General features: G+C 42.6%; 24 protein-coding genes, 8 tRNA genes, 1 other RNA gene and 1 pseudogene. 19 read left to right on the forward strand and 15 right to left on the reverse strand.

The features are described 5' to 3' along the window. Positions 1-287: 287 nt before the first annotated feature. Entirely contained in the window at positions 288-1,769 is a 1,482-nt protein-coding gene (gene der, locus PluTT01m_RS07120) for a ribosome biogenesis GTPase Der (RefSeq protein ID WP_011145688.1), read from the forward strand. A 24-nt stretch (positions 1,770-1,793) separates the two neighbouring features. Here the strand turns inward: der and PluTT01m_RS07125 are convergent, their stop codons facing one another. From PluTT01m_RS07125 to hemF, 3 genes are all read right to left on the reverse strand, one after another. Beyond that, positions 1,794-2,111 carry a protealysin inhibitor emfourin gene (locus PluTT01m_RS07125; RefSeq protein ID WP_011145689.1) on the reverse strand — a complete coding sequence of 106 codons (318 nt, stop codon included), beginning with the start codon at positions 2,109-2,111 and terminating at the stop codon, positions 1,794-1,796. A 160-nt stretch (positions 2,112-2,271) separates the two neighbouring features. Continuing rightward, the gene (gene prtS / locus PluTT01m_RS07130; RefSeq protein ID WP_011145690.1) at positions 2,272-3,369 is read right to left on the reverse strand and encodes a metalloprotease PrtS; all 1,098 of its coding nucleotides are present in this window, start codon (positions 3,367-3,369) and stop codon (positions 2,272-2,274) included. A gap of 232 nt (positions 3,370-3,601) precedes the next feature. Further along, positions 3,602-4,510 carry an oxygen-dependent coproporphyrinogen oxidase gene (gene hemF / locus PluTT01m_RS07135; protein WP_011145691.1) on the reverse strand — a complete coding sequence of 303 codons (909 nt, stop codon included), beginning with the start codon at positions 4,508-4,510 and terminating at the stop codon, positions 3,602-3,604. Positions 4,511-4,647: 137 nt separating this feature from the next. Between hemF and PluTT01m_RS07140 the strand changes: the two genes are divergently transcribed. Continuing rightward, a complete protein-coding gene (locus PluTT01m_RS07140) occupies positions 4,648-5,079 on the forward strand; it encodes a GNAT family acetyltransferase (RefSeq protein WP_011145692.1) in 432 nt (143 codons plus the stop codon). A gap of 124 nt (positions 5,080-5,203) precedes the next feature. On the opposite strand, the gene PluTT01m_RS07145 is transcribed toward PluTT01m_RS07140, so the two are convergent. Further along, positions 5,204-5,620 carry a YgiW/YdeI family stress tolerance OB fold protein gene (locus PluTT01m_RS07145; RefSeq protein ID WP_041379996.1) on the reverse strand — a complete coding sequence of 139 codons (417 nt, stop codon included), beginning with the start codon at positions 5,618-5,620 and terminating at the stop codon, positions 5,204-5,206. A 174-nt stretch (positions 5,621-5,794) separates the two neighbouring features. Between PluTT01m_RS07145 and PluTT01m_RS07150 the strand changes: the two genes are divergently transcribed. From PluTT01m_RS07150 to cysM, 6 genes are all read left to right on the forward strand, one after another. Further along, positions 5,795-6,403 carry an RpoE-regulated lipoprotein gene (locus tag PluTT01m_RS07150; protein WP_011145694.1) on the forward strand — a complete coding sequence of 203 codons (609 nt, stop codon included), beginning with the start codon at positions 5,795-5,797 and terminating at the stop codon, positions 6,401-6,403. A 367-nt stretch (positions 6,404-6,770) separates the two neighbouring features. Continuing rightward, on the forward strand, positions 6,771-7,793 hold the full coding sequence (locus PluTT01m_RS07155) for a sulfate ABC transporter substrate-binding protein (protein ID WP_011145695.1): 1,023 nt from the start codon (positions 6,771-6,773) through the stop codon (positions 7,791-7,793). Further along, the gene (gene cysT, locus PluTT01m_RS07160) at positions 7,793-8,626 is read left to right on the forward strand and encodes a sulfate/thiosulfate ABC transporter permease CysT (RefSeq protein WP_011145696.1); all 834 of its coding nucleotides are present in this window, start codon (positions 7,793-7,795) and stop codon (positions 8,624-8,626) included. The genes PluTT01m_RS07155 and cysT overlap by 1 nt, the downstream gene beginning before the upstream one ends. Beyond that, complete coding sequence (cysW, locus tag PluTT01m_RS07165) at positions 8,626-9,471, forward strand: sulfate/thiosulfate ABC transporter permease CysW (RefSeq protein WP_011145697.1); 846 nt, start codon at positions 8,626-8,628, stop codon at positions 9,469-9,471. Before cysT ends, cysW begins: the two co-directional genes overlap by 1 nt. A gap of 14 nt (positions 9,472-9,485) precedes the next feature. After that, positions 9,486-10,574, forward strand: a complete 1,089-nt coding sequence (cysA, locus tag PluTT01m_RS07170; RefSeq protein ID WP_011145698.1) for a sulfate/thiosulfate ABC transporter ATP-binding protein CysA — start codon at positions 9,486-9,488, stop codon at positions 10,572-10,574. 138 nt (positions 10,575-10,712) lie between these two features. After that, a complete protein-coding gene (gene cysM / locus PluTT01m_RS07175) occupies positions 10,713-11,594 on the forward strand; it encodes a cysteine synthase CysM (protein ID WP_011145699.1) in 882 nt (293 codons plus the stop codon). Positions 11,595-11,836: 242 nt separating this feature from the next. On the opposite strand, the gene crr is transcribed toward cysM, so the two are convergent. The 5 genes from crr to cysZ form a co-directional block, all read right to left on the reverse strand. Next, positions 11,837-12,346 carry a PTS glucose transporter subunit IIA gene (gene crr, locus PluTT01m_RS07180; protein WP_011145700.1) on the reverse strand — a complete coding sequence of 170 codons (510 nt, stop codon included), beginning with the start codon at positions 12,344-12,346 and terminating at the stop codon, positions 11,837-11,839. 48 nt (positions 12,347-12,394) lie between these two features. Beyond that, a complete protein-coding gene (gene ptsI, locus PluTT01m_RS07185; protein ID WP_011145701.1) occupies positions 12,395-14,122 on the reverse strand; it encodes a phosphoenolpyruvate-protein phosphotransferase PtsI in 1,728 nt (575 codons plus the stop codon). A gap of 184 nt (positions 14,123-14,306) precedes the next feature. Further along, positions 14,307-14,564, reverse strand: coding sequence for a phosphocarrier protein Hpr (ptsH, locus tag PluTT01m_RS07190; RefSeq protein ID WP_011145702.1), 258 nt, complete (start codon positions 14,562-14,564; stop codon positions 14,307-14,309). Between the two features lie 553 nt (positions 14,565-15,117). Beyond that, entirely contained in the window at positions 15,118-16,071 is a 954-nt protein-coding gene (gene cysK, locus PluTT01m_RS07195) for a cysteine synthase A (RefSeq protein WP_011145703.1), read from the reverse strand. 114 nt (positions 16,072-16,185) lie between these two features. Next, the gene (gene cysZ, locus PluTT01m_RS07200) at positions 16,186-16,956 is read right to left on the reverse strand and encodes a sulfate transporter CysZ (protein WP_011145704.1); all 771 of its coding nucleotides are present in this window, start codon (positions 16,954-16,956) and stop codon (positions 16,186-16,188) included. A 220-nt stretch (positions 16,957-17,176) separates the two neighbouring features. On the opposite strand from cysZ, the gene zipA reads away from it, so the two are divergent. The 4 genes from zipA to PluTT01m_RS07220 all read left to right on the forward strand — a co-directional run bounded on the left by zipA (position 17,177) and on the right by PluTT01m_RS07220 (position 22,012). After that, a complete protein-coding gene (gene zipA / locus PluTT01m_RS07205) occupies positions 17,177-18,088 on the forward strand; it encodes a cell division protein ZipA (protein WP_011145705.1) in 912 nt (303 codons plus the stop codon). A gap of 61 nt (positions 18,089-18,149) precedes the next feature. Further along, the gene (gene ligA, locus PluTT01m_RS07210) at positions 18,150-20,168 is read left to right on the forward strand and encodes an NAD-dependent DNA ligase LigA (protein ID WP_011145706.1); all 2,019 of its coding nucleotides are present in this window, start codon (positions 18,150-18,152) and stop codon (positions 20,166-20,168) included. 360 nt (positions 20,169-20,528) lie between these two features. Beyond that, entirely contained in the window at positions 20,529-21,713 is a 1,185-nt protein-coding gene (locus tag PluTT01m_RS07215) for a NupC/NupG family nucleoside CNT transporter (RefSeq protein ID WP_011145707.1), read from the forward strand. Between the two features lie 83 nt (positions 21,714-21,796). Continuing rightward, the gene (locus PluTT01m_RS07220) at positions 21,797-22,012 is read left to right on the forward strand and encodes a DUF3820 family protein (RefSeq protein ID WP_011145708.1); all 216 of its coding nucleotides are present in this window, start codon (positions 21,797-21,799) and stop codon (positions 22,010-22,012) included. Between the two features lie 92 nt (positions 22,013-22,104). On the opposite strand, the gene PluTT01m_RS07225 is transcribed toward PluTT01m_RS07220, so the two are convergent. The 3 genes from PluTT01m_RS07225 to gltX all read right to left on the reverse strand — a co-directional run bounded on the left by PluTT01m_RS07225 (position 22,105) and on the right by gltX (position 24,107). Next, positions 22,105-22,180: transfer RNA gene (locus PluTT01m_RS07225), tRNA-Ala, on the reverse strand. 56 nt (positions 22,181-22,236) lie between these two features. Then, positions 22,237-22,312: transfer RNA gene (locus PluTT01m_RS07230), tRNA-Ala, on the reverse strand. A gap of 376 nt (positions 22,313-22,688) precedes the next feature. Then, entirely contained in the window at positions 22,689-24,107 is a 1,419-nt protein-coding gene (gltX, locus tag PluTT01m_RS07235) for a glutamate--tRNA ligase (protein ID WP_011145709.1), read from the reverse strand. Positions 24,108-24,377: 270 nt separating this feature from the next. On the opposite strand from gltX, the gene PluTT01m_RS07240 reads away from it, so the two are divergent. The 6 genes from PluTT01m_RS07240 (at position 24,378) to PluTT01m_RS07265 (ending at position 25,088) form a co-directional block, all read left to right on the forward strand. Next, positions 24,378-24,453 (forward strand) — tRNA-Val (locus PluTT01m_RS07240). A gap of 30 nt (positions 24,454-24,483) precedes the next feature. After that, a tRNA-Val gene (locus tag PluTT01m_RS07245) sits at positions 24,484-24,559 on the forward strand. A gap of 45 nt (positions 24,560-24,604) precedes the next feature. Then, positions 24,605-24,680, forward strand: a tRNA-Val gene (locus PluTT01m_RS07250). Between the two features lie 43 nt (positions 24,681-24,723). Next, positions 24,724-24,799, forward strand: a tRNA-Lys gene (locus PluTT01m_RS07255). A 35-nt stretch (positions 24,800-24,834) separates the two neighbouring features. Continuing rightward, a tRNA-Lys gene (locus PluTT01m_RS07260) sits at positions 24,835-24,910 on the forward strand. 58 nt (positions 24,911-24,968) lie between these two features. After that, a non-coding RNA gene (locus PluTT01m_RS07265) (RtT sRNA) lies at positions 24,969-25,088 on the forward strand. A gap of 71 nt (positions 25,089-25,159) precedes the next feature. On the opposite strand, the gene nadS is transcribed toward PluTT01m_RS07265, so the two are convergent. After that, positions 25,160-25,444 (reverse strand): NadS family protein, encoded by a 285-nt coding sequence (gene nadS, locus PluTT01m_RS07270; RefSeq protein WP_011145710.1) that lies wholly within the window; start codon positions 25,442-25,444, stop codon positions 25,160-25,162. 1 nt (position 25,445) lies between these two features. Continuing rightward, a pseudogene (locus PluTT01m_RS07275) lies at positions 25,446-25,777 on the reverse strand (type II toxin-antitoxin system RelE/ParE family toxin). Positions 25,778-26,010: 233 nt separating this feature from the next. Here PluTT01m_RS07275 and PluTT01m_RS07280 point away from each other — a divergent pair. Next, a tRNA-Lys gene (locus PluTT01m_RS07280) sits at positions 26,011-26,080 on the forward strand. A gap of 85 nt (positions 26,081-26,165) precedes the next feature. On the opposite strand, the gene dinQ is transcribed toward PluTT01m_RS07280, so the two are convergent. Further along, positions 26,166-26,258 carry a damage-inducible type I toxin DinQ gene (gene dinQ, locus PluTT01m_RS27870; protein ID WP_272482622.1) on the reverse strand — a complete coding sequence of 31 codons (93 nt, stop codon included), beginning with the start codon at positions 26,256-26,258 and terminating at the stop codon, positions 26,166-26,168. Positions 26,259-26,846: the final 588 nt, after the last annotated feature.

The following is a 26,846-nucleotide window of genomic DNA, read 5'->3' on the forward strand; positions in this document are numbered from 1 at the left end:
TTGCTTACTGCCTGTTTACCGGAAATAAAGTAAAGCGTTATACCCTATGGATTTCAAGATGCATCGCGACGGCAAGGGAGCGAATCCCCGGGAGCATAGCGAACTATGTGACCGGGGTGAGGGAGTGCAGCCAACAAAGAGGCAACTTGAAAGATAACGGGTATAGTTATAGTCCTACGGCTCCTGGAGAGAACAGGAGCCGTTTCGTCTTTTTAGTGCTCTGTTGTGATTAACACTAGATGAACAGCGGAATACTAATTTCAAATTAAGTCATGAGGCATCAACAAATGATACCTGTCGTCGCTCTGGTAGGGCGCCCAAATGTGGGTAAGTCCACATTATTTAACCGTTTAACCCGTACAAGAGATGCGCTGGTAGCGGATTTTCCAGGTCTGACTCGCGACCGTAAATATGGTCGAGCTGAGGTTGAAGGGCAGGAGTTTATCATCATTGATACCGGTGGTATCGATGGCACTGAAGATGGTGTGGAAACCCATATGGCAGCTCAATCTTTGTTGGCGATTGAAGAGGCCGATATTGTTCTGTTTATGGTAGATGCTCGTGCCGGGCTCATGCCAGCAGACCACGCGATAGCAAAACATCTACGTGGTCGTGAAAAAGCTACTTTTTTGGTCGCGAATAAAACTGACGGTGTTGATATTGATACCGCTATTGCTGAATTTTATTCCCTTGGATTGGGGGATATCTATTCTATCGCGGCTTCTCATGGTCGTGGTGTCACTCAACTTATCGAACGAGTACTGTTGCCTTTTTCCGGCAAAGGTGAAGAAGAAGTGGTTGAGTTGACTGAGGAAGAGGCCAACGCAGCTTATTGGGCAGAGCAGGAACAGAATGAAATTGAGATGGTAGAAGAGGAGGAGGATTTTGATCCATCAACTCTGCCATTGAAACTAGCCATTGTCGGTAAGCCAAATGTGGGCAAGTCTACGTTGACTAACCGTATCTTGGGTGAAGAAAGGGTTGTGGTTTACGATATGCCAGGCACTACCCGTGACAGTATTTATATTCCAATGGAGCGGGATGGCCGTGAATATATCCTTATTGATACCGCGGGGGTACGTAAGCGGGGTAAGATCACTGAAACAGTTGAAAAATTTTCAGTCATCAAAACCCTTCAAGCGATTGAAGATGCTAACGTTGTATTGCTGGTGATCGATGCGCGAGAAGGCATTTCCGATCAAGATTTGTCATTATTGGGTTTTATTCTTAATAGCGGGCGCTCATTGGTTATTGCGGTCAATAAATGGGATGGTATGTCACAGGAAGATAAAGAGCGTGTGAAAGAGATGCTGGATTATCGTCTTGGTTTTGTTGACTTTGCCAGAGTACATTTTATCTCTGCTCTACATGGTAGTGGGGTGGGAAATCTGTTTGACTCGATTCTTGAGGCTTATGATTGCGCCACTCGTCGTGTCAATACTTCACTGCTAACTCGTATCATGCATATGGCCGAAGAAGATCATCAACCGCCGATGATCCGTGGTCGCAGGGTGAAAATGAAATATGCTCATGCTGGTGGTTATAATCCGCCAATTGTTGTGATCCACGGTAATCAGGTAACCGATTTGCCTGATTCTTATAAGCGTTATCTGATGAACTATTTCCGCCGATCCCTAAAAGTGATGGGGACGCCCATTCGGATTCAATTTAAAGAAGGGGCGAATCCCTATGCTGACAAACGTAATACGTTGACACCAAATCAAATGCGTAAACGTAAACGTCTGATGGCGCATCTGAAAAAGCGTTAATGCTAATAGGAAAAGGGGTGGTGATTAACCACCCTTTTTGTCGGTGTTCCATATCTGAGTAATGATTTCCGGTGCATCTGACTCAGGAAGGGTGAAGTGGTATTCTTCATTTCCATTGACGATACTGAGCAGATAATAATCTTTATCAGGATATGGTGCTGATGGCATAGAATCGGAAAAGTCTTGCTCTATGGCTTGAAGAAATAACTGTTGTTGGTGTGAAGATAATGATTCTAAATTCACTGTCTTATCTTGGTTAAGGCCAGGTGTAGCGGCAAATCCTCCTTGTAGGGAAATTGTGATTTTACTATCAGTTGTGAGTTTGAGCGTTTTATTATTCATGATATACCAATTTTTTACGGTTATTTTTCAGGTCTCTTTAGTATAGCGTGAAATTCGGCGTTAACAATTTTAGCATCTTCTATGAGATATATTTTTTTACTAGTCAGGTATTACAAATAATAAAATATCGCTGGCGTTACACCAGCGATATGGTTATAGATTACTCTTCAGTTTTATCTTTATTTTTGTCCTTATCGTCTTTATCTTCCTTCACTTTAACGCCCACTTCTGTCCAGCTATCAATCGTTGCTTTTTCAACATCTTCATCAAATAACTCACGAGCATGTTTAATTGTTAATTTAGCGAAGGATACGAAGTTAGTATCACGTGCAAGATCTTTATCCAACAAGGTGTTGTACCATATTTTTCCTGCTCTTTCCCAGGCATATCCACCTAATTTTATCGCCAGATTATAGAAGGCTTTATTAGGAATACCCGAATTAATATGAACTCCACCATTGTCTCTATAAATCGGCAAGTCTTTATAATCATCCATATGACCAGGCTGTGGATCTTTACCGAGCTCCTTATCATCATATGCACTGCCTGGGTTTTTCATTGAACGAATCCCTACGCCTTTAACGTCTTTGCCCAGTAATTCACTACCTATAATCCAATCAGCTTCTTCAGCTTTTTGTTTCAGATAATGTTGTTTTACTAATGTACCAAAAACATCCGCTATTGATTCATTCAACGCGCCAGACTGGAAGAAATAGACCAAATCTGCGGTTTTTTCAATAACACCATGTGATAATTCATGGCCGATCACATCGACAGAGGTTGTGAAATCATTAAAGGTTTTGCCATCTCCGTCGCCAAATACCATTTGTCCGTTGCCCCAGAATGCATTCATATATTCTTCGCCATAATGCACGGTGGCAATCAATTTCATTCCTTTATCATCTAATGAATTGCGGTTGAAAACTTCTTTATAGAAATTGTAAGTTGCTTCTAAATATCTATATGCGTTATCAACTGATTTATCTCCGTTATCTGGGTCTCCTTCATCTCGTACTAATTTTCCTGGCAACTTGCGTTTATTTTCTGCATCGTGAATAGAACGATGTATAGTTGTTTTGGTAACTTTATCATCATCGTCGGAATCATCGGATGATTCGTTAATAACAGTGTCCAACATTAAACTCTTAGTATGATTTAATGTCATTAATACTTTCTTCTTTTTATTGTCATTATTATAAATATTTTGAAGAATGTACGGCGGTATTAAGCCTCTGTAGTTATTGTTTTGTATTTGCATAAAATATCTCCTGGAATAAATTTTTAGTTTTAATTAGAGGTACTCTTTAAGTACGGATTCATATTAAACATGTTTCCAGCAGATAGTCATCAGGGCCAACCTGCTTCTTTTATGTTAAGGGTTTGTTAACAAGTTGTTAAGTTTTTTTATGTGAGGGATTCTTGCATTGGCTGTAATAAAAATATAAATAGTTAGGAATAGTTTTTTATAATATTCCTAACATGATGGAAAATCATATCCAGTTTTTTGCGGGTAGAAAGTCGGTATATAAAGCGGCTTCCGCAGATTCGGGTTCAGGGTGATAATCATGTTCCCAGCGAGCTAATGGTGGCATGGACATTAAGATAGATTCTGTTCGTCCCCCACTTTGTAATCCAAATAAAGTTCCTCTGTCCCAAACGAGGTTAAATTCTACATAGCGACCACGGCGATATAATTGAAATTGCCGTTCACGTTCACCCCATAATATCTCCTTTCTTTTTTCCACAATAGGTAGATAGGCAGAAAGGAACCCTTTACCTATATCTTGAGTAAAATTAAAACAATGTTCAAAGTCAGGTGTATTTAAGTCGTCATAGAATAAGCCACCAATTCCGCGGGCTTCGTTACGATGTTTAATATAGAAATAATTATCACACCATTCTTTATATTTTGGGTAAACATCTTCTCCATAGGGTCGACATATATTTCTGGCAGTGGTGTGCCAATGAATAGCATCTTCCTTAAAACCATAATAAGGTGTTAAATCAAAACCCCCACCGAACCACCATACTGGCGCTTCACCTTCTTTTTCTGCAATAAAGAACCTAACATTAGCATGGCTGGTCGGTATATAGGGATTCAAAGGATGAATAACGAGGGAGACGCCCATCGCCTGATAATGACGACCAACCAGTTCAGGGCGGTGAGCTGTTGCTGATAAAGGAAGCATATCTCCTGATACATGAGAAAAATTAGCGCCTGCTTGTTCAAATATCGTGCCTTCTTTCATAATTCGACTACGGCCTCCGCCACCTTCTTCTCGTTGCCAGCACTGCTCAGTAAATTTCTCTTTACCATCTATTTGTTCCAGTTGTTGGCAAATTTCATCCTGTAATGAAAGGAAAAAAGATTTAATCTGATTAATGTTTGGTGTATTCATGGTTCTTTTCCCATTATGGTGTGGTGAGCGCTATATTATAGCTATTAGTGGAAGAGAACGCATTTTCGTATTGATTCCGGTGTTAAAGCGGAGATAATGAGAAAATAGTTATTTCAATAAAAACAGGTTGGTTAGGGATGGAAATTCGGGTATTTCGACAAGATGATTTTGAAGAAGTGATCACCTTATGGGAACGCTGCGATTTACTTAATCCTGGTGTTGACCCTGAAGTGGATATCGAGCGTAAATTGACGCATGATCCTGACCTGTTTTTAGTTGCGGAAGTGGTTGGTGAAGTGGTTGGGACGATTATGGGTGGTTATGATGGTCATCGTGGTTCAGCTTATTATTTAGGAGTTCATCCTGAATTTCGCGGTAGGGGAATTGCGAATGCATTAATTGCCCGGTTGGAGAAGAAATTGATTGCTCGTGGTTGCCCAAAAATAGTTCTTATTGTTCCTGAAGATAATGATGCCACTATCTATATGTGTGAAAAACTGGAATATGAAGATCGTCATCAAGAGAGCGTTATTTTCAGTAAGCGTTTGATTGTTGATCAGGAATATTGAGTTTCTACCCTATGGATTTCAAGATGGCTCGCGACGGCAAGGGAGTGAAGCCAACAAAGAGGCAACTTGAAAGATGACGGGTATAGATATGGCTGAGTGAAAGAATTCCACTCAGCCGCAAGCATTAGTTCAATTTGGTGACTTTTTTCACATCAACAGTCATACCATTCCACTCTTTATCGACTTCACCTTCAAGGCGGACTCTATCTTGAGGCGTTATCGTTTGACCATTCCAGTATTTATGATCAACTTCAACTTCAACAATTCCGGCATTATCGCGGAATATGAAGTGATCACTGTGGATACGGGATTCAATATGCCCTTCCAGCACGACCCAACTGTCGTCTCTCATATTTTTAACTTGTTGGGTGGTGGAAACTCTCGCATTTTGATCGATAAAACCACCTTGTGGTACTGCTTGGACCGGAGGCTGTGTTGAATCGGGACCAGAAAAACCACCAAATTGCGTTTGTGAGGCTTGAGCCATTGACGGCATACTGAACAAAGTAATCAAAGCAGTGGTTATAAATATTTTTTTCATCATATTGACCTTATCAATAGTAATGACTTTTATGGGGGGGTAATGATACCGCTAAGTTGTATTTTATCAATAAAATATTAATCTAAAGTAATTAATTTAAATATTCTCTGAAACTAACAATCAGATGTGATGTCTCAGTGCCTATCTCTGTATTGAGTCATAAGGGAACCCGTTATGCAGAAGTATACTTTAACTAACATGTTGTCAGGATTGCGTTTTTTCATAATAAGTGGTGCATTGTTGCTGGCCGGTTGTACGGGGTCATCGGGTTTTTCATGGTCGGATTTGTCTCCTATTAGCTGGTTTGGTAGCCCCTTAAAAATCTCAGATCAGGGGGTGGGGGAAATAAATGCTCTGACAGCAATGAATGAAGAGGCAATAGAAAAGGGGTTGGATGGAAAGTACCACTTACGCAGTGGTATGGAAACAAAAAATGGCCAATTGGTGACAGTATTTCAAGCAATGGATAGTGATCAATTGAAGATAGCGTTATTTGGTCAGGCTGATGGAAAAGTCAATCGCATTGAAGTGTTGGATGAAGATATTAAAACCGTCTGGGGAACAAAGGTCGGCATGCCATTTTCGGCACTTTATAGCAAAGCATTTGATGTTTGCCGAAATGCGGTGAGTGAATCAGAGAAGAGCGCGATTGTCTGCGTATCCCCACAGAGCAAACATGTCAGTTATCTGTTTACAGGTAATTGGAATGGCCCTGAAGGCTTGATTCCTTCTGATGATGTACTGAAAAACTGGAAAGTGGAACGTATCATTTGGAAGCGATAAAAATATCTGATTAAAAACATAAACTGAGTGGGTTTGGTGAATTTGATGTTCCTCTTGCGGAGCCGTAACAGGCCCGCATTTCTCATTTAAAAACCTTATTATACCCAATAGATTTCAAGATGCATCGCGACGGCAAGGGAGCGAATCCCCGGGAGCATAGATAACGATGTGACCGGGGTGAGTGAGTGCAGCCAACAAAGAGGCAACTTGAAAGATGACGGATATATTCCTGTCATCTTATTGCGTTTCATACTTTCTAAGTGCAATTTGGTATATTAAACGGCGATAGTTATCTACCCTGTTATAAATAAACTGGATACATTAGTCACTGGCGCGTTATTTGATGAAATAACGGATAAGGTGGAAAATGAAAAAGTATTCAATAAAAAATACGATACTAAACGGACTGGTAGTAGTAACTTTATTAGGCAGCAGTCATGCCTTTGCTGTAGAGCTATTAAACAGCTCTTATGATGTTGCGCGTGAGTTATTTTCTGCATTGAATCCTGAATTTGAAAAACAGTGGAATGAGCAGTATCCACAAGATAAGTTGATAATCAAACAATCCCACGCTGGCTCCTCCAAACAAGCACTGGCAATTCTTCAAGGATTGCGGGCTGATGTGGTGACTTACAATCAGGTAACGGATGTGCAAATTTTGCATGATCGTGGCAATCTGATCTCGGCTGATTGGCAGAACCGCCTGCCAAATAGCAGTTCACCTTACTATTCCACGATGGCGTTTCTCGTGCGTAAAGGTAACCCCAAAAATATTCGTAATTGGGATGATTTAGTGCGTCAGGATGTCAAATTAGTCTTGCCAAACCCTAAAACCTCCGGTAATGGCCGTTATGCTTATTTGGCCGCTTGGGGGGTTATTCAACAGGAAAATGGTGGAGATCAGGGTAAAACTCGCGAATGGATGCAACGTTTCCTGAAAAATGTTGCTGTGTTTGATACTGGTGGTCGCGGGGCAACAACGTCATTTATTGAGCGTGGTTTGGGCGATGTACTGATCAGTTTCGAATCTGAAGTGAACAACATTCGCAAGCAGTATGGTGAGGATAAATATGAAGTGCTCGTTCCACCGGTAGGTATTCTGGCGGAATTCCCTGTGGCTTGGATTGATAAGCATATTGCGAAAAACGGTACAGAGAAAGCGGCTAAAGCTTATCTGAATTATCTTTATAGCCCACAAGCACAGCAGATCATTACCAGTTTTAATTATCGTGTCAGTAATAAAAACGTGATGAATCAACAGAGAGCCCGTTTTCCAGCAACTAAGCTGTTTCGATTGGAAGATCAATTTGGTAGTTGGCCACAAGTGATGAAAACTCACTTTAATACTGGCGGTATACTGGACCAATTGCTGGCCGAGGGGCATAAGTAATGTTTTCGAGATCCAGTAAGCGAGTATTGCCTGGTTTTGGGTTGAGTTTAGGCAGTAGTTTGTTCTATACCTGTTTGATTTTATTGTTACCCCTGAGTGCATTAGTTGTGCAGCTTTCCAGTATGACTTGGGAACAGTATTGGCAGGTGATTGCTAATCCCCAAGTTGTAGCAGCTTATAAAGTGACATTGCTAGCAGCAGCGGTTGCCAGCTTGTTTAATGCGGTGTTTGGTATGTTGATGGCATGGGTTTTAACCCGCTATCGTTTCCCAGGCCGTAGCTTATTGGATGGTTTGATGGATCTCCCTTTTGCGTTACCTACTGCGGTAGCGGGATTGACATTGGCAACGCTATTCTCTGTGAGTGGTTGGTATGGCTCTTTGCTTGGGCACTTTGATGTGAAAGTAGTAAATACTTGGTTGGGTATTGCGGTAGCGATGGCGTTTACAAGTCTGCCATTTGTAGTGCGAACGATTCAGCCGGTACTTGAAGAGCTAGGGCCAGAATATGAAGAAGCAGCTCAAACATTAGGCGCTAATCGTTGGCAAACTTTCTGGCGGGTTGTATTGCCAGAATTATCTCCGGCTTTAATTGCCGGCACCGCACTCTCTTTTACCCGCAGCCTGGGGGAGTTTGGTGCAGTGATCTTTATTGCCGGTAACATTGCATGGCAGACAGAAGTGGTATCGCTGATGATTTTTATCCGCTTACAGGAGTTTGATTACCCCGCAGCCAGTGCTATCGCATCAGTTATATTGGCAATATCCCTGATATTACTATTTAGCATTAATACTCTGCAAAGCCGCTTTGGTAGGCGGATTGGAGGGCATTAATGGTTGAATTATCTGAATCTTATGTAGCGCAACGACCACCTGTAAATTGGGCGAAATGGACGTTGATCATAACAGGCGTATTGTTTTCAATCTTACTGTTAGTGATCCCGATTGTCTGGATATTTATGACTGCCTTTTCTAAAGGCGTTGAGATAGTCACTGAGAATCTTTTAGATCCTGATATGTTGCATGCCATCTGGTTAACGATACTGATCGCGTTAATTACCGTCCCGGTAAACCTAATTTTTGGCGTCATGATTGCTTGGCTGGTAACGCGCTTTCAGTTTCCAGGGCGGCAATGTTTATTGACATTAATCGACATTCCGTTTGCTGTTTCGCCGGTCGTAGCTGGTTTGATCTACCTATTGTTTTATGGTTCGAATGGCTGGGCCGGAAGTTTGCTGGAACCCTATGATATCCAATTGATGTTTTCTTGGCCGGGGATGGCCTTAGTAACGATATTTGTGACTTGTCCTTTCGTTGTTCGAGAGCTGGTGCCGATGATGCTTAGTCAGGGGAGTCAGGAGGATGAAGCTGCAATTTTATTGGGGGCATCTGGTTGGAAAATGTTTTGGCGGGTGACATTACCTAATATCCGTTGGGCGTTGTTATATGGCGTGGTTTTGACCAATGCCCGGGCAATTGGTGAATTTGGTGCTGTCTCAGTGGTATCCGGTGCTATTCGTGGTGAAACTTACACATTGCCGTTGCAGGTTGAATTACTGCATCAAGATTACAACACCGTAGGGGCATTTACTGCGGCGGCATTGTTAGCATTGATGGCAATTATCACTTTGATTGTTAAAAGTGCTTTGCAGTGGCGGTTAAGTCGCCAACATGGTTAAGGTAGGAGCAGAATATGAGTATTGAAATTAACAATATTAGTAAATATTTTGGTCGGACTCAGGTTCTGAGCGATATCACTCTGAATGTTTTTTCTGGAGAAATGGTTGCTCTGCTTGGTCCGTCAGGCTCCGGTAAAACAACCTTGTTGAGGATTATTGCTGGTCTGGAACAACAAACCGCGGGGAAGTTGAGTTTCCATGGGCAAGATGTTAGCCGTATGCATGCTAAAGATCGGCAAGTTGGATTCGTATTTCAGCATTATGCACTGTTTCGGCATATGACCGTGTTTGATAATGTTGCTTTTGGATTGACAGTACTGCCACGACGTAGGCGTCCGAATATGGCGGCTATCCGCCGTAAGGTGATGGAGTTGCTGGAAATGGTGCAATTGACGCATTTTGCTGAACGTTATCCATCGCAACTTTCTGGTGGACAAAAACAGCGGGTGGCGTTGGCAAGAGCATTGGCTGTTGAACCACAAATTCTATTACTCGATGAGCCATTTGGTGCACTGGATGCTCAGGTAAGAATGGAGTTACGCCGTTGGCTACGCCAGCTCCATGAAGAGCTTAAATTTACCAGCGTCTTTGTCACTCACGATCAGGAAGAAGCGATGGAAGTGGCTGACCGGGTTGTTGTTATGAGACAAGGGAATATTGAACAGGTAGGTACGCCACAAGAGGTATGGCGTTATCCGGCAAGCCGTTTTGTGATGGAGTTCTTGGGTGAGGTCAATCATTTTAGTGGAGAAATTAAAGGCTCTCAGTTGTTGATTGGCGGACAGCACTTGCCTCTCAATGTGACGCCAATCCATCAGGGGAATGTTGATGTATTCTTGCGTCCGTGGGATATCATGATGAACTCGCAACCGACACTTTCCAGTCCATTGCCGGTACAGGTGACCGAGGTCAGTCCTAGAGGGCATTTCTGGCAGCTTTCGGTTCAGCCCCTAGGCTGGCATCATGAATCGGTTGCTGTTGTTTGGTTTGATGAAACTTCAGTACCCACAAGAGGAAATCGTTATTTTATTGGTGGCACTGAGGCGCGTTTATATGCGGGTGATAAACAATTGCAAACACTAAGTTTAGCCCAAACGGCCTGATAATTATTTAGATTTGGTTGGTACCATTTTGCTCATCTCCTTACCGTCAGGGATGGGCATTTTTTATTTAAAGTCTTGCGATATATTCCTGAATATGGTTATTTCGCTTTTCTATTAAATAAAATTTGGGTAATAGCTGTGGCAAGCTTGGAACATTTTATAGGTAACACCCCGCTGGTAAAATTACAACGAATCACCGATAAGCTAGGGGGGGAAATATGGGTGAAGCTTGAAGGTAATAATCCGGCAGGCTCGATAAAGGACAGAACAGCGCTATCAATGATTCAGCAAGCTGAATTGCGCGGTGAAATTTCTCCCGGTGACGTATTAATTGAAGCCACTAGCGGAAATACGGGTATTGCGTTAGCAATGATTGCCGCAGTGAAAGGTTATCACCTTAAATTACTGATGCCTGATAATATGAGCCTTGAGCGTCAGGCTTCTATGCGAGCTTATGGTGCAGAACTGATTTTAGTGAGTAGAGCAATGGGCATGGAAGGTGCACGTGATTTAGCTCAGCAAATGGAGCGTAATGGTGAAGGTAAAGTTCTTGATCAATTCAATAACCCAGATAATCCTTTAGCGCATTTTACGACGACAGGGCCGGAAATTTGGCAGCAGACGCAAGGGCGTATTACACATTTTGTTTCCAGTATGGGAACGACGGGAACCATTACCGGTGTTAGCCGCTATTTAAAAAGCCAGTCTAATCGTGTACAGATTATTGGCTTACAACCGGCGGAGAATAGCCATATTCCCGGTATTCGCCGTTGGTCGCCGGCTTATTTGCCTGGCATTTTCCGCAAGGAGCTAGTTGATCAAGTGCTGGATATCACTCAGAAAGAAGCTGAAGATACCATGCGTTTATTAGCTCAGAAAGAAGGGATTTTCTGTGGAGTTAGTTCCGGCGGTGCTGTTGCTGGAGCATTAAGTATTGCAGCACAAAATCCAGGTTCTGTTATTGTTACCATTATTTGCGATCGTGGTGATAGATATCTTTCTACCGGAGTATTTAATTAATCAGGTTATATATTTATACCCTATGGATTTCAAGACTGCATCGCGACGGCAAGGGAGTGAATCCCCGGAAGCATAGGCAACTATGTGACCGGGGTGAGTGAGTGCAGCCAACAAAGAGGCAACTTGAAGGATAACGGGTATAAATAGAAAACGATATTAATTGAATATAAGGGATAAAAAAACAGCCGTGATTGTCGGCCGTTTTTTAATATGAAAATGGAATTGTAACAGTTAAAATGTTGCTACTTTTTAATACGCATAATGGGTGTTTCACCAACAGTGACAGAACCACTCAACTTGGATAACTCTTTAATTTCATCCATGTTGGAAATAACAACAGGTGTCAGGGTCGATTTTGCTCTCTCTTCAAGGAATTTAAGATCGAATTCCAAAACTAAATCACCTTTTTGTACACGCTGACCTTCTTCAGCAATACGTTTAAAGCCTTCACCTTTAAGCTCAACCGTATCAATACCAAAATGGACAAATAGCTCAATACCGCTGTCCGATTCGATAGAAAATGCATGGTTGGTTTCAAATATTTTGCCGATGGTTCCATCAACTGGTGCAACTATCTTGTTGCCGGCAGGTTTTATAGCGATACCGTCGCCGACAATTTTCTCGGCGAAGACAACATCTGGAACATCTTCAATATTGACAATCTCACCAGATAAAGGTGCGATAATTTCAATAGTGCCGCTGTTTTTTTTATCATCTGAAACTAGAGATTTCAGTTTATCAAACAGACCCATGAATCTTCTCCTAATTGTTTATACTGGACCGCGTTTTAACCGATATTGTTAGCAAAGTGTTTTTTCTTTGATGAAGGTATCAACCAATGCTATCAACCCCTTAGCGGTAGACTGAGAAAGGGCTTGCTCAGCTAGCGCTTTTGCATCTTCGTAACGCGTATTACGAATGATTTTCTTGATGCGGGGAATAGAAATCGCACTCATACTAAACTCATCCAGCCCCATGCCTAATAGCAACAAGGTAGCACGTTCATCACCTGCAAGCTCGCCACACATCCCCGTCCATTTACCTTCAGCGTGTGAAGCATCGATGGTTTGCTTAATCAGGCTCAATACTGCTGGTAGCATCGGGTTATAAAGATGAGAAATCAACTCGTTACCGCGGTCTACAGCTAGAGTATACTGAGTTAGATCGTTTGTCCCAATACTGAAAAAGTCAACTTCTTTTGCCAGGTGATGAGCAATAACTGCTGAAGCTGGTGTTTCTATCATCACTCCCACTTCGATTGCTTCATCGAATTTTTTACCTTCTTCGCGAAGCTGGCCTTTCAGCAATTCAAGTTCTACTTTCAGCTCTTGTACTTCTTCTACAGAAATAATCATTGGAAACATAATACGTAATTTACCGAAAGCAGATGCACGTAAGATAGCACGTAACTGAGAATGTAAGATCTCTTTTCGATCAAGGCAAATACGAATTGCACGCCAACCAAGGAATGGATTCTCTTCTTTCGGTAGATTCATATAGGGCAGATTTTTATCACCACCGATATCCATCGTACGTATAATAACCGCTTGGCTGCCTATTGCTTCGGCCACGGCTTTATAAGCTTGGAATTGTTCTTCTTCTGTTGGCAGTGCATCACGATCCATAAACAGAAATTCTGTACGGTATAAACCGACACCTTCGGCACCATTACGTTCAGCGCCGATCACATCACGGACGGTACCGATATTGGCACAGACTTCAACTTGATGACCATCAAGAGTCATTGCCGGGAGATCTTTCAACTTTGCAAGTTCAGCTTTTTCTGACAGATATTCGTTTTTGGTCTTTTTAAGCTGTTCAATTTCTGCATCAGACGGGTTGATGTAAATATGGTTATTTACTGCGTCCAGAATTAGGTAATCACCATTCTGGATTGTCGTCGTCGCTTGAGTGGTACCCACGATCGCTGGCAGTTCAAGAGAGCGGGCCATGATTGACGTGTGGGAAGTTCGGCCACCTAAATCGGTAATAAAGCCGAGTACTTTTTCCAGATTGAGTTGTGCGGTTTCAGATGGAGTCAAATCGTTGGCAACCAGAATGACTTCTTCTGAAATGGAGCCAAGATCAACAATGGGTATACCGAGAATGTTTTTCAGCAAGCGTTTCCCGATATCACGCACGTCTGTGGCACGTTCTTTCAGGTATTCATCATCTAATTCTTCAAGGGCTTGGGCCTGGGTTTCAATAACAGAATAAACCGCGGCATCTGAGGTTTTTAAATCGTTTTTGATTAACGCAATAATTTCTTGCTCAAGTTCTTCATCTTCCAATAGCATGATATGCCCTTCGAAGATTTCAGCTTTTTCTTCTCCGAGGTTTTTTGCTGCTATGTTCTTGATGATTTCTAGCTGAGATGAGGCTTTTTCACGACCTTGCTTGAAATAGGAAATTTCTTGTTCGATTTGCTCTTGGCTAATTTTTTTCTGATTGATAATGATTGAGTCTTCTTTCAGTAATAGTGCTTTACCGAAAGCAATGCCTGGTGATACTAATATGCCTGAAATCATGATGTTACCTAACTACTAATAATTATTCTTTAAAGAGCCAGCCCACAGATGGTCTGCTGTTTTAGGGCATGCATTTAAACTGATATCCCCAGATAAAAGTTTATCCGGGGATGAGGAACGGCTAAGTGAATACCTGTCTATTCACAATCTCTAAATCTTGACTGGCTTTACGGTTAATGGAAAGTTATTCCAGTTCTGCCATCAACTTAACCAGATGCTCGATTGCTTTTTGCTCATCTTCACCTTCAGCAGAAATGGTCACTACAGTGCCTTGAGTGAGTCCCAAAGTTTGTAGCTTAAATAGGCTTTTGGCACTGGCAGTTTTACCACCGGAAGTCAGAGTAATGTCGGAGGCGAAACTTTTGGCTTCTTTAACAAACTGTGCAGCGGGACGGGTGTGTAGGCCATTTGGTGCAGTAATAGTGACTTCTTGCTGGAACATAACGTTTCCTCAATAACTTAGATTTTTGCTATGTAAGTTAAGAACTTGTCATGGACAAATTTTAACTTGAGTGTTTATTCACTGCCTATCCCATTTAAGACGATTTTATTTACCTAAAGAGCGAACTGAGTAATGTTCTGGCAAAAGCGATAAATAGCTCTTGAACGTTCTTTAGTACGGCCCGTAAGTTCCGGGTCATGTGTGCTGTCTGTATTCACTTTTACTGGTTAAGAATGAACAGCACTAACGACGTCTACTGAGATAGGCTCTCAGGTTGATAATGTAATAAAAATTTTTATTCATTATCAGAAAAATTGTTCTTTCCGATGCTTCTGATTGATAGTTTGAAGTAAAGATAGATCGCGGAACTACTTAACTGAAACTACTACTTCTGCTAATTAATTTCGAGCATCGAAATAATTATTATTGGTTAAATACTAGACCCATTGTAAGAAATCATCTGGCAAAGTGTAAAAGTTTGATCTACCACACAGAAAAAGCACCATTCAGGTGCTTTTTTATCAATAAATCTAAGTAACTTACTTAAAAACTTTTATTCATCAGACAAGTCAGCAAACAGTACACTGCTTAGATAACGTTCACCTGATGAAGCCAGAATGACGACGATATTTTTATCTTTATATTCTGGTTCCTGAGAAAGTTTCACCGCTGCTGCAACGGCGGCTCCAGAGGAGATACCTGCCAGAATGCCCTCTTTTACCATGATTTCACGTGCGGTTTTGATAGCTTCCTCACTGCTGATTTTGAAAACGCGATCAACCAGTGTCAAATCAAGGTTATCTGGAATGAAACCTGCACCAATACCTTGAATCTTATGGGGACCCGGTTTCACTTCTTCACCGGCCAGAGTCTGGCTGATGACGGGTGATTCTTCCGGCTCTACAGCAACCGTGGTGATATTTTTACCTTTGGTGTTTTTCAGGTAACGGGCAACCCCTGTTAATGTACCGCCAGTCCCTACACCGGTAACAAATACATCTACTTCACCGTCTGTGTCTTCCCAGATTTCCGGGCCTGTGGTTTTTTCATGGATTTCCGGGTTTGCCGGATTGCTAAACTGTTGCAGGATAATATAACGATCGGGATCGCTAGCTTTAATCTCGTTAGCTTTCTCAATGGCACCCTTCATACCTTTAGCGCCTTCCGTCAGCACCAGTTGCGCTCCCAATGCTTTCAATAGCTTGCGGCGCTCAATACTCATGGTTTCTGGCATAGTCAGCGTTAATTTGTAGCCCCGAGCGGCGGCAACATAAGCAAGGGCTATCCCGGTATTACCGCTGGTAGGTTCTACCAACTCTTTCCCGGGTTGTAGGATACCGTGTTTTTCAGCATCCCAAATCATGTTGGAACCAATGCGACATTTTACACTAAAACTTGGGTTACGGGATTCTACTTTTGCCAGAATACGCCCATTGCCAAAGTGTTTTAGGCGAATTAACGGGGTACGACCAATAGTCAAAGAATTATCTTCGTAAATTTTATTCATACTCGTCTTTCAACTCCCTTTAGTGATATCCGATCAACAATACGCCAACAACCGGTTAATGGAAATATAACTTAAATATATTTTTATTGTCTAAAAGGATACCTTAAATGAATATCACGGCATAATACGAGGAGCGTGTTGATCTCGATAGCGATCGACCCACATTGCCGTCGCTGCGCATACGGCAATAGGCATAATGACCAAATTGACAATGGGTATCATGGTTAAAATATTCACTGTTGCGCCAAATTGCAGATTAATTATTTTGTTTTGGCGAAGGGCACTACGCATTGTTGGAAAACTGACTTTATGGTTATCAAAGGGGTAATCACAATACTGAATCGATAACATCCATGCACTGAAAATAAACCAGAGCACAGGTGCGGCAGTCTGGCCGATAACAGGAATAAAATAGAGTAGCAACAAGATCAGAGCGCGTGGAATATAGTAGCGCAGCTTGACTAATTCCCGTTTCAGGATACGTGGAACATCTTTGAAGAGTGCGATAACGCCGGTATCCGGTGCGGGGATTCCTGTTAAATCCGCTTCCAGTTTCTCTGCCAGCAAGCCATTGAATGGCGCTGCGATAAAATTCGCTATTGTGCTGAAGAAGTAAGTAAAAATCAGCAAAACAGAGATCACGGCCAGCGGCCATAAAATATAACTGAGCCATTGCATCCAATCTGGTACTTTGCTCACTATCCAAGGGAGCCAATTCTCCAGTTTTTGGTAGAGCCACCAAAATGAGCCACCGAGAAACAAAACATTTGCCAACAAAGGCAATAAGACAAATCTTTTAATGCCTGGGCGAGTAATTAATTTGCAACCTTGCACCAAATACTGAAAGCCGCTCAAATTTTTTGGCGATTTTGTCAAATTCAGCATACTTCCTATTCTCTCCTGTGTGATTGAAACGCTATCATATAGGCAGGATTTTCGACTGACTAGTATTGTTCTGTATAAAAAAAATGCAAAAGAGGCTTATTAGGCATTTTTCTGATAAGAAAAGTGTGTATAAGCTTGCACTTGTGTTATTTGACAAATACAGTTAATACAGAAAATATTCCGCCGTGGTGGCATACTTAATTAAACAACAGAGATAGCAATGATGCAGGATTTGCGTCTGATATTAATCATTGTTGGTGCGATAGCAATAATAGCTTTGCTGTTACATGGGTTGTGGACCAGCCGTAAAGAGCGTTCTTCGCTTTTTCGTGATCGCCCAGTTAAACGTCATAAACATGATCGTCAGAATAGTTTCGTCGATGACAGTGATGATGAAGCGTTCGACAATCAGCAAAAGCCTTATGCCCATAAGCAGGTGAAATCTCATCAGGAGTATAAAGCTGAGCCAGCTATCGAGCGTCGTCAGCAAAAATTGACTGAAATTGATGCTGCAACGCCTGAAGAAAGCGATGATCCGTTGCTGACGGGCCGTCAGCCTGAAACGACAGCGAGAAGGGCAGCTATAGAAGAGCAGGAACCCCAACTCGGTCTGTTTGAATTTGAAGAGCAGAATGAGTCTGAAAGAAACGGATCTGCGATTGAAGAAAAATCTCAGGAGGCGGCTGGCGAAAAAGAAGCTCAGACCAAAGTGAAAGAAATTGTTTTGGTTCTTCACGTAGCAGCACACCACGGCCAGGAATTGAATGGTGAGTCCTTGCTGCAAAGTATTCTACAATCTGGCTTCCAGTTTGGGGAAATGCAGATTTTTCATCGTCACGTGAACCCATCAGGTAGCGGCCCGGTCCTGTTTAGTTTGGCAAATATGGTGAAACCGGGTTCATTTAATCCTGAAACAATGGTTGATTTTACGACTCCAGGGGTTTCCATATTTATGATGGTCCCTTCTTACGGAGAATCTAGTCAGAATTTTAAACTGATGTTGCAGGCGGCCCAGCGTATTGCTTCTGATGTTGGGGGTGTGGTGCTTGATGATGAGCGAAAAATGCTGACACCGCAAAAAATCGAATTGTATAAGGCACGTATTCGCAGCACACTTGGTGTTCAGGTATAATCAATTTATCGAATGTTCAAGCCCCCGCCAGTCGGGGGCTTTTTATCGCTGGTTATAAATCATGAAATCAACTGCTCAACAAATAGAAAAGCTCAGAACAACACTGCGTCATCATGAATATCTGTATCACGTCATGGATGCACCAGAAATCCCTGATGCAGAATATGATCGGTTAATGCAGGAATTGCAGGATCTTGAAGAACAATACCCTGAGTTGATTACATCGGATTCACCAACGCAGCGGATTGGCGCTGCTCCTCTGGCGGCTTTTGAACAGGTCCGCCATGAAATTCCTATGTTGTCATTGGATAACGTATTTGATGAAGAGAGTTATCTGGCGTTTGATAAGCGGGTGCGTGACCGCCTGAAAGAGACCCAGGATTTAGTGGTGTGCTGTGAGCTGAAACTGGATGGTTTGGCGGTCAGCCTGTTGTATGAAAATGGTGAATTGGTACGGGCTGCAACTCGTGGTGATGGTACAACAGGGGAAAATATTACATCAAATATACGGACTATCGGCGCAATTCCACTGCGTCTATTCGGCGAAAATATTCCAGCTCGTATTGAAATTCGCGGTGAAGTTTTCATGCCGCAAAAAGGGTTTGAGAAACTGAATGAGGAAGCTCGCCGCACGGGTGCAAAAGTATTTGCTAACCCACGTAATGCGGCGGCTGGCTCTTTACGTCAGCTCGATCCCCGTATTACGGCTAAACGTCCATTGGCTTTCTTCTGTTATGGTGTTGGTATATTGGAGGGGGGAGAGTTACCCGCCAGTCATTACGAACGATTGATACAGTTTAAGAAATGGGGATTGCCGGTCAGCGATAAAGTTAAAGTTTGTACCGATAGTCAACAGGTTATTGATTTTTATCATGATATTGTAAACCAGCGTTCCGCATTGGGGTTTGATATCGATGGTGTTGTTGTCAAAATCAATTCGCTGGAATTGCAGGAAATATTGGGCTTTGTTGCCCGGGCGCCACGTTGGGCCACAGCATTCAAATTTCCTGCTCAGGAGCAAATGACGATTGTTCGTGATGTTGAGTTTCAGGTTGGTCGTACTGGTGCAATCACACCGGTAGCACGTCTGGAGCCAGTACAGGTCTCTGGTGTCATTGTCAGTAATGCAACATTGCACAATGCGGATGAGATTGAACGTTTAGGTTTGCGGATTGGCGATACGGTTATTATCCGCCGTGCCGGTGATGTGATTCCACAAGTTGTCGGTGTTTTGGAAGAGAGAAGGCCACAGGACAGTAATGTAGTTGTTTTCCCTGAACATTGCCCGGTATGTGGGGCAGATATTGAAAGGATTGAAGGGGAAGCTGTCGCGCGTTGTACGGGGGGATTGGTGTGTGGTGCTCAGCGTAAAGAAGCGCTTAGGCATTTTGTTTCCCGTCGGGCGATGGATGTTGACGGCATGGGAGAAAAGATTATCGATCAGCTAGTGGATAAAGAGTATGTCAAAACCCCGGCAGATCTTTTCAGGCTGACGGCAGGTAAATTGACCGGGCTTGATCGCATGGGGCCGAAATCTGCCCAGAATGTAGTAGATGCGTTGGAAAAAGCAAAAAAAACCACCTTTGCCCGTTTTCTTTATGCATTGGGTATCCGTGAAGTTGGGGAAGCGACCGCTGCTAATCTGGCTGCTCACTTTGGCGAACTGGATAAATTACGTTCTGCTGATGAGGAAGCATTGAAAGAGGTTCAGGATGTTGGCGAAGTGGTGGCGAAACATGTTGTTAACTTCTTCATTGAACCTCATAACCAAACAGTTATTGACGATCTGATTGATGATATTGGTATCAACTGGGAACCGGTCGTCGTAACGAGAGCTGAGAAGATTGATAGCCCATTTTCGGGTAAAACAGTTGTACTGACAGGCTCCTTGCATCAGTTATCCCGGGATGAAGCCAAAGCTAAACTTGTTGCACTTGGGGCAAAGGTGACGGGCAGCGTTTCTAAGAAAACAGATTTAGTGATTGCGGGTGAAGCCGCTGGTTCAAAATTAGCTAAAGCGAATGAGTTAAATATTCCGGTTATTGATGAAGAAGAAATGATCCGTTTATTGGGTGAATAACTTTTTGTTTACATGCTGATTATTGAGAGCTTTTCTCAATAATCAGTTATGTGCGATAAGGTGTTTTTAAAGTTTATTTTATACGATTCAGCTAAAAATGTGGTCAGACTCATTAAGTAAAGGTTTACAGCAAGAATTATTTCAGTCTAATGTGATATCTATACTCTATGGATTTCAAGATGGATCGCGACGGCAAGGGAGTGAATCCCCGAGAGCATAGATAACGATGTGACCGGGGTGAGAGAGTGCCGCCAACAAAGAGGCAACTTGAAAGATAACGGGTATATACTTTTTTGCTCGCCTTTTATTACATAGAATGCGTTGATAAAAACTCGCTTTCTATCGTGTTTGGAGTGTGATATGTCTCAAATCCTGCATTTCTTTTTAGCTTTGATTGTCATTGGCGGCCTTGCTATTTTGGCGAGTAGTGACCGTAAAAGTATTCGTCCTCGCTATGTTATTCAATTGCTTGTTATTGAACTTATCTTGGCTTGGTTTTTCCTGAATTCTGGTATTGGTCAGGAATTTGTCATGGGATTTGCTGGTTTGTTTGAGCATTTACTGAAATATGCGGGTGAAGGGACTGAATTCATTTTTGGCGGCATGATGGATGCAAAACTGGCATTCTTCTTTCTGAATGTATTGTGTCCGATTATCTTTATTTCTGCGCTGATTGGTATTTTGCAGCATATCAAGCTATTGCCAATCATCATCCGGGTTATTGGTACTCTGCTGTCCAAAGTCAACGGTATGGGTAAACTGGAATCATTTAACGCAGTCAGTTCTTTGATACTTGGGCAGTCTGAAAACTTTATTGCTTATAAAGATGTACTGGGAAAAATGTCAGAGCGTCGTATGTATACGATGGCGGCGACTGCAATGTCAACGGTTTCTATGTCAATCGTTGGTGCTTACATGACAATTTTAGCGCCTAAATATGTTGTAGCGGCATTGGTGCTTAATATGTTCAGTACCTTTATCATCCTATCATTGATTAATCCGTATGCTGTTGACAGTGAAGAAGATATTCAGATGAGCAATCTTCACGAAGGTCAAAGCTTTTTCGAAATGCTAGGTGAATATATTTTGGCAGGTTTCAAAGTGGCCCTCATTGTCGCTGCTATGTTGATTGGTTTCATTGCCCTGATTGCGGCGGTTAATGCGTTGTTCAGCATGGTGTTTGAGAAGAGCTTTCAGGAAATGCTCGGCTACGTATTTTATCCATTTGCTTGGGTGATTGGGATTCCCACAGATGAAGCATCGAAGGTTGGTAGCATCATGGCAACTAAATTGGTTGCTAACGAATTTGTGGCGATGCACAGCTTACAATCAATTGTGACAGAACTTTCTCCTCGTTCACAGGGCATTTTGTCGGTATTCTTGGTTTCTTTTGCTAACTTCTCTTCCATTGGGATTGTGGCAGGGGCGATTAAAGGCTTGAATGAGAAACAGGGTAATGTCGTTTCCCGCTTTGGTTTGAAACTACTGTTTGGTTCAACGCTTGTCAGTTTCTTGTCTGCGGCTATTGCAGGTTTGTTACTGTAAAAGATAACGTTTTATCGTGGAATATTGCATCATGGATGGTGCAGATTCCCTTTCACCTATTTCTCCTTATCGATGTGCAAATTATGGAAAAAGAGAACCTGATAGAAATTGCTAATACTGCAATGCCGTTCGGTAAATACAAAGGGCGTATGCTCATTGACTTACCGGAAGAGTATTTATTGTGGTTCGCTCGTAAGGGTGAATTTCCACAAGGTAAATTGGGTGCGCTGATGGAAATGACTTTAGCAATAAAACTAGAGGGACTAGATTCGTTGGTGAAGCCATTGAAAAAAGGCTAGCCAAGGTTGGCGTTTTTTCAACCGATAATGGTGGTTAGATAGGGTAATGACCAAAATGCCCTGAAAGCATGGCTTTCAGGGCCTGATAATTTTGGTGGAGCTAAGCGGGATCGAACCGCTGACCTCTTGCATGCCATGCAAGCGCTCTCCCAGCTGAGCTATAGCCCCACGAGTGTGGTATTTCCTAATTTAGGACCAAATACCTTATTTCAATATAAAGGATTTGGTGGAGCTAAGCGGGATCGAACCGCTGACCTCTTGCATGCCATGCAAGCGCTCTCCCAGCTGAGCTATAGCCCCAATCAAAATTAATGGAACGGGGCGCATAATATGAAACCCTGCAAATACTGTCAACGGCTAACTCATCATTCTCACAACAAGCGTTGAAAAAGCCATCAATTTTATGATCAATTAACAAAATAGAGGCTGAGCAATGGGTTGAAGTGAAATATACCGGTCATCTTTCAAGTTGCCTCTTTGTTGGCTGCACTCACTCACCCCGGTCACATCGTTATCCATGCTCCCGGGGATTCGCTCCCTTGCCGTCGCGATGCATCTTGAAATCCATAGGGTATAGAGAGTGTTTGATAAAGTGATAAAAAGGGAGCAATTAAATGAGATTTTCTGAGAACAAAAAGGCATCACAATGTGATAAGTGATGCCTTGGGTGCATTAATTAAGATTGAGTTTCACGTTGAGCAATGAACTCTAGCGCTTGATTAATACGGGAGAGAGTACGGGGTTGCCCGATAGCGTGAATAGTGACATCCACACCTGGGGATTGACCCGCACCGGTAGCCGCAACACGCAATGGCATACCCACTTTACCCATACCGACTTCTAGCTCATCAGCGGTGGATTGAATGGCATGATGCACATTTTCTGGTGTCCAATCAGTAATTGAAGCCAGCTTTGCATGGACAACTTCAAGAGGTTGACGGGCAACTGGGCGCAAATGTTTCTTCGCCGCATCGGCATCAAATTCAGCAAAATCTTCATAGAAGTAGCGGCAGGATTCCGCCATCTCTTTCAGCGTCTTACAGCGTTCGCCCAGTAATTTAATTAGATCAACCAACTGTGGGCCATTACGGGAATCAATACCTTGTTGCTCAATATGCCATGCTAGATGAACGGCAACTTTCTCTGGAGGCAGGGTATTAATATAGTGATGATTCAGCCATTGCAGTTTTTCTGTATTGAATGCGCTGGCGGATTTATTGATAGCATCCAGGCTGAACAGCTCAGTCATTTCTTCAATGCTGAAAATTTCTTGATCACCGTGCGACCAACCCAAACGCACCAAATAATTCAGCAGTGCTTCTGGCAGGTAGCCATCATCACGGTATTGCATAACGCTCACTGCACCGTGACGTTTGGATAATTTTTTACCGTCATCACCGAGGATCATCGAAACGTGTGCATATTCTGGCACGGGAGCGCCGAGTGCTTTCAGAATATTGATTTGGCGAGGTGTATTATTGATATGGTCTTCACCGCGGATGACATGGGTGATCTCCATATCCCAGTCATCGATAACAACACAGAAATTATACGTTGGCGAGCCATCGGTACGACGGATAATCAGATCATCAAGTTCCTGATTGCTGAACTCAATTGGGCCTCGGATCTGATCATTAAAAATAACAGAACCTTCCTGTGGATTGCGGAAACGGACAACATGGGGTTGAGCTGGGTCATGTTGACATGGATTATCACGGCAACGGCCGTCATAACGCGGTTTCTCGCCATTTGCCATTTGAGTTTCCCGCAACGCTTCCAGATGTTCTTTAGAACAATAGCAGCGATAGGCATTGCCTTGTTCTAGCATTTGATCAATTGCCTGATTATAACGATCAAAACGTTTCGTCTGATAATAAGGGCCTTCATCCCAATTCAGATTTAACCAGTTCATACCGTCCATAATGGCATTGATAGCTTCCTGAGTTGAGCGTTCAAGGTCAGTATCTTCGATACGCAATACAAATTCGCCTTTGTTATGGCGGCTATACAGCCAGGAATAAAGTGCGGTACGAGCACCACCAACATGGAGATAGCCAGTTGGGCTTGGTGCGAAACGGGTTTTAATTTTACTCATCGGGGATTGCCTTAATTACGTTTCACTTTTCAATGAACGTTATTGGTGATTTAAAGTAATAAAAGTGGGGGTCATTTTATCACTGCACCTTAATTCCTCAATGCTGTTAACGGGAAGTTATTGAGGAAAGTCAGTGTATTTGTCTAAACTGCACCCTATAGTGACGATAATTATCTCACCCTTGTTTAATTTTGAGACGAACGATATTTTTCTCTAGAAAAAGCGTTGACTCACTCTGAACTATCCCTATAATGCGACTCCATCACGACGGGGCGATTAGCTCAGTTGGTAGAGCATCTCCCTTACAAGGAGGGGGTCATCAGTTCGAATCTGGTATCGCCCACCATCTCGTTGTGATAAGAATGATTTTATGATTGGGCGATTAGCTCAGTTGGTAGAGCATCTCCCTTACAAGGAGGGGGTCATCAGTTCGAATCTGGTATCGCCCACCAATCATAAATTCAGTGGTATAGAAGCAGTAATAGTCATCATGAAGTGGGCGATTAGCTCAGTTGGTAGAGCATCTCCCTTACAAGGAGGGGGTCATCAGTTCGAATCTGGTATCGCCCACCACTTCATTAAGATTGTTTCAGGCGGTATCACATATCTTTGGTGCGGGTCGTTAGCTCAGTCGGTAGAGCAGTTGACTTTTAATCAATTGGTCGCAGGTTCGAATCCTGCACGACCCACCACTCCAAAAGATATTCAGAGTAGTTCTCCTATAGATGGGTCGTTAGCTCAGTCGGTAGAGCAGTTGACTTTTAATCAATTGGTCGCAGGTTCGAATCCTGCACGACCCACCACTCCAAAAGATATCCAGAATAGTTCCCCCTATAGATGGGTCGTTAGCTCAGCCGGTAGAGTAAGAACAGTTGGCTTTTAATCAATTGGTCGCAGGTTCGAGCCGAGCGAAGCGAGACAACAGCGCGTGAGCGCTGGCCCGCAGCAAAAGAAGTCACAAACAATGAGAACACTCAAACTATGGCCTCTTGGAAACAGGTAGAACCGAGATGTGGTAGGTAACTTTAATACTTGTACGACACACCGGCTAATCAATGCGTCGCCAGGGCTTTATAGAAACTAGGGTTTTCTTGGATGATAGCTAACACCTTTGCCGCTAGTCCTGTCGGATTTCGACGCTTCTGCTCCCAGCTTTTAATTGTATCAAGGCTAGTGCCTAAAGCCTCCGCCATCTCTGTCTGTGAAATGTTAAGTTGAGCACGGATAGCTTTAACGTCGGTAACTTCGTATCGGGTTACACGCGCTGCGGCTTTATTACCTTGTTTAATTTCAACTGCTTCTTCTAGGGATGCTTTTAATTCGTCAAAAAAACTCATATTACACCTCATCTTTTAGTAATTTTGTTAGTTTTTTCAGTTCTGCTTTCTCGGCATCCGTTAAGCTATCTTTTTTACTTTTCGGATAAGCCATCACCAGATAGATAATATCTTCAGTCGCTAGAAGATAAATAACTCTGGCACTACCATTTTTTCCTTGTGAGCCTATAGCCATTCTGATTTTACGTAACCCCCAGTACCACGTATTAGATCACCTTTATCTGGTGACTCGATAAGCTCTCGTTGCAGTTCTTTAAGTTCATCATCAGTGGCAATCTCTTTTATCTGTCGGGTAAACATACTAGTTTCGATAAACTCTATCGCATGACTCACTGGAAAACCTCCTTTATCCTAGAGTACAAGGTACTCTTATAATTCTAAAATTGCCAGCATGACTTACAAATTTATTCCATACCTTTAGTCGTACTACAGATCCGGTTATTTAACAAAGCCTGCCAAACGAAACCAGTAGTCACCGAACGAAGTGAAGAAAACCTCGAAGGCCGAGTCATCCTGTACGACCCACCACTCCAAAAGATATTCAGAGTAGTTCCCTTATAGATGGGTCGTTAGCTCAGTCGGTAGAGCAGTTGATTTTTAATCAATGGGTCGCAGGTTCGAGCCGAGCGAAGCGAGACAACGGCGCGTGAGCGCTGGCCCGATATGAATATTAAAGGCCATCGGATGGTTAATCCGATGACCTTAGCTACGTTTCCGTTATCTATTTCAGAAATGCGCGGATCAATTCTAAAAGCGCAACTAATGCTTTGAGAACGATGATAGCAGTATCAATAAAGGCTTTGAATGCTTTCATCCGTTTTGCTCCTGTTAGGGAGCGCGATTTACCCAGCCATTGCCTTTACACTGCCTGTCTGGCTGGGTTCTCATCAGTGTTAGTTGAAGAGTAACGCGCTCTGACTGAGGCACTGAATCAGCACCACCTGTACTTCAGCCAGGGCTTAAGAAAACTTGCGTAGTAGATACACGGTCAGAACACTATCTCTAAACTAACAGCCGTTGATTATAAGTTTATTTTGTCCTGATTCAATGGATTAGAACGTGAATAGATAAAAACAAAAAAACCAACTGGTGAGGTTGGTTTTTTTGCATTTACCCTTAAGTAGGGTGATTTATCTTTAATGCTATTCACCAGGTTGGTAGCCTCGGTTTTAGCGCGTTACTCTTCAACTAACGTAGTTAGTCTACCCCCTAAAGTACGAAATATCAACATGAGGGGCTCATACTAAATTGACGGTATTATCATGATGAAAGATCATCATAAATTGTGGGAAAATATGTTTTTTTGTTAAATAACAGAATAATATTTCTTTTCCGGTCCATCAGATTTACAAGCCGTGTTTCTGATAGTGCTGACTTGAAGGATAAGGCCGTAGGCCGAGTC

The organism is Photorhabdus laumondii subsp. laumondii (assembly GCF_003343245.1).
Classification (GTDB): Bacteria; Pseudomonadota; Gammaproteobacteria; order Enterobacterales; family Enterobacteriaceae; genus Photorhabdus; species Photorhabdus laumondii.